The 2,499-nt window shown below is 33.5% G+C and carries 6 protein-coding genes and 1 pseudogene; 4 read left to right on the top strand and 3 right to left on the bottom strand.

The genetic code is table 11. The features are described from left to right. Positions 1-236: pseudogene (locus HE1_RS09150) on the top strand (IS481 family transposase); the annotation flags it as partial. 105 nt (positions 237-341) lie between these two features. Next, the gene (locus tag HE1_RS09395) at positions 342-515 is read left to right on the top strand and encodes a hypothetical protein (protein WP_206537255.1); all 174 of its coding nucleotides are present in this window, start codon (positions 342-344) and stop codon (positions 513-515) included. A gap of 248 nt (positions 516-763) precedes the next feature. Here the strand turns inward: HE1_RS09395 and HE1_RS10065 are convergent, their stop codons facing one another. The 3 genes from HE1_RS10065 to HE1_RS05500 all read right to left on the bottom strand — a co-directional run bounded on the left by HE1_RS10065 (position 764) and on the right by HE1_RS05500 (position 1,624). After that, positions 764-889 carry a hypothetical protein gene (locus HE1_RS10065; protein WP_278243471.1) on the bottom strand — a complete coding sequence of 42 codons (126 nt, stop codon included), beginning with the start codon at positions 887-889 and terminating at the stop codon, positions 764-766. Next, positions 886-1,089, bottom strand: coding sequence for a hypothetical protein (locus tag HE1_RS05505; RefSeq protein WP_035545571.1), 204 nt, complete (start codon positions 1,087-1,089; stop codon positions 886-888). Before HE1_RS05505 ends, HE1_RS10065 begins: the two co-directional genes overlap by 4 nt. A 109-nt stretch (positions 1,090-1,198) precedes the next feature. Then, positions 1,199-1,624 carry a hypothetical protein gene (locus HE1_RS05500; protein ID WP_162480420.1) on the bottom strand — a complete coding sequence of 142 codons (426 nt, stop codon included), beginning with the start codon at positions 1,622-1,624 and terminating at the stop codon, positions 1,199-1,201. Between the two features lie 206 nt (positions 1,625-1,830). On the opposite strand from HE1_RS05500, the gene HE1_RS07620 reads away from it, so the two are divergent. Next, entirely contained in the window at positions 1,831-2,016 is a 186-nt protein-coding gene (locus HE1_RS07620) for a helix-turn-helix domain-containing protein (protein WP_162832704.1), read from the top strand. 318 nt (positions 2,017-2,334) lie between these two features. Further along, on the top strand, positions 2,335-2,490 hold the full coding sequence (locus HE1_RS09810) for a hypothetical protein (protein WP_242837220.1): 156 nt from the start codon (positions 2,335-2,337) through the stop codon (positions 2,488-2,490). The last annotated feature ends 9 nt before the right edge of the window (positions 2,491-2,499 follow it).

Raw genomic sequence — 2,499 nt, 5'->3', positions numbered from 1 at the left:
TTAATAGAAATCTAAAAGAAGCAACAGTTAATAGCTTTCATTATGCTTCTCATGATGAGCTAAAACAGCATGGACGTGCTTATCTTATGGCTTACAACTTTGCTAAACGACTCAAAGCTATCAAAGGAAAAACTCCTTGGCAATTTATTCTAAATCAGTGGACAATTCATCTTGAATATTTTATACCTAATCCTAACCACTTCTTGCTGGGACTAAACAATAAATTATATAGTTAAAGTTATGACATATTCATTAGATTTTCGAAAAAAGTATTAAAAACAAAGCACGGTTTATCATTTGAAAAAGTATCCGCCAGATTTTTCATATCTAAATCAGCAGTAGTGAGATGGAGCAAAACTCTTGAAGGGGGCAACAAAAGGAATAAACCATGGACAAAATTAGACAAAGAAAAATTGAGAATAGATACGGAAGAATTTCCAGATAGTTTAGCTATGAAAGGGCTAAGAGGTGAGGAGTCAGCACTTCTGGTATCAGATGTGCAAAACAACGTTTAGGAGTGACATATAAAAAAACTCTAAATCACCCAAAAGCGGATCCAGAAAAAAGATTTACGTTTTGCCAAAAAATTGAAGAATAAAAAAAAGAAGATAAGCAGAGAGTGTCTATTGATTAAAGTGGTTGTTCTTATGACATGCCAAGACTTCCAATATAGAAAATCTCGGCTAATATGAAGAGGTGGATTGTAATGCAATATACTGAATTTCAACGCTTTTTCGTGGCTCTTTAAAATATCTAATTCAACCTAAATTTCAATAATCAATTTTTCGTCTCTGCCAAAGAATTTCGCGAGAGTATGCTGCGTTTTTTCAACCAAACCTGAAACAACATCGCCATGGATCTTGTCGACCGCGTCAATGACAACTTTCAACGCATTAGTCCAACACTTTTAACGTAACGGTAAATCATAGCGTCTATTCCTGCTGCTCTCTTTTTTGCGTTTAATCCCCTATCTAACCTTGCGAATTCTTTTGGCAATTCATCACTTGCTATGAATTTTCCATTATTCCTCTTTTGTAACTCCCATGATACTCTGCTTTTTAGAGCTTCTGTTACCGCTTCTTCTGCCACTCCTGAGCTTGATTTTTTTATAGCATCTAATACTTTTAAAAACAGACTAAAACGCTCCTGATACTTAGATTGCGGTTGGTTTTGTATTTTCTTGGAATTTTTTAATTTTTCACAATTTTTTTTTAGAGTCTTTCAAATAAGACATCCCTATCTTTAAATTTTTGATATTTTCTGCTATTGTCACGTATCCCGGGCCATCATTATTTTTTTCTATTTCTTTTTGTACTTTTTCTTCATTTTCAATGTATTTTATTTGTTGATCTATTTCTATTTCTAATATTTTTTCAAAAAAAGTACACACGAAACTTTCTAACAAACTTTTTTCTACAGAGGAAGACTCTTTTAGTTTAGATATAAACTCTAAAAAATATGAAATGACTTTTTGTTCATACTTCTCTTTTTGTTCCCAAGATACCGGTTTTGAGAACGCTTCGATAGTTTCAGTCAAATTTTTTTCTAACTCTTTCATAGAGTTAGCTTGAGCTGCGGTATGTATCATCATGGCGAAGGCTATATAAAAAAAATTTATTTTCATTTTAATCAATCATTTGAAACCTACAATGTACATTATATTTTAAAAATAACAAAATATAGTAAACCTAAAATAATATGCCTATAATTGCAGTTAAATTTTAAGGATCTGGAAGCTTTTAACTAAATATATTTTTTGTTAGAAATTGGCAAAGCAAGTCTTTTAAAAGTCTCTAAAAATGATTGTATGTAAGTATGTAAATTTTGTGAATGTTTAAGATTGCTTTAAAAGCGGTTTTGTTCGAGGAGGTTAGAGGTACAAATGTAAGAAAATGCGGAAAAATTTCACGAGGTGTGCCTGAAAAAGACAAGCTCCAAGCCCTCGTTTTATACGCAAGCGGCTTTTCAATGAACCGAAGTGCGCAGCTTTTGGTGCCAGCACCACCGCTGTTTTGAAGAGGGCGCACCTTAGGATTAAGGCGATGCGCTAAAATTGAGCCATCCCCAGAAGACAAAGGTATTATCATGGAAGTCGATAAATTTTTGTATATTTAAAAAAAGAAGCAAAAAATTTGGATTTCTAAAGCTTGGATTTCTAAATCCTATGATCGTGCTGGAAAACGGTTCATCTATTGGCAATTTGGTGATCTCTCGAGTCAAACATTCAAACGACTTTTTGAACGATTATTGTTTTATTGCGCAGATCATTGGGCAGGTTTTAATAAAATTATTCCAAGCCCCCCCTCTTTCAGGGAAAAGATAAAACCTTTTCCATTGAACAAAATAACGCTCCTCAGCGCCATTGGTTTACAAGATTTCGCCCCCCTTGCAAACATACGATCACTTGAAATTCTGGAGGGAACACTGCTTATTTTTGCAGCACTTCACGTTAATAAAACTTTGAAAATTCGTCATGCTATCTTTGGCTAAAATTCTCGA

The sequence above is a fragment of the Holospora elegans E1 genome (assembly GCF_000648275.1).
Classification (GTDB): domain Bacteria; phylum Pseudomonadota; class Alphaproteobacteria; order Holosporales; family Holosporaceae; genus Holospora; species Holospora undulata_A.
Note: the sequence above shows the minus strand (reverse complement) of the source record. Positions and strands in the feature narration are given on the sequence as shown.

What these genes read in the sequence shown, in the direction of transcription:
- HE1_RS07620 (WP_162832704.1), top strand. Translation starts at nt 1,831, where the DNA reads ATGTTTAAGATTGCTTTAAAAGCGGTTTTGTTCGAGGAGGTTAGAGGT.
- HE1_RS05500 (WP_162480420.1), bottom strand. Translation starts at nt 1,624, where the DNA reads ATGAAAATAAATTTTTTTTATATAGCCTTCGCCATGATGATACATACC.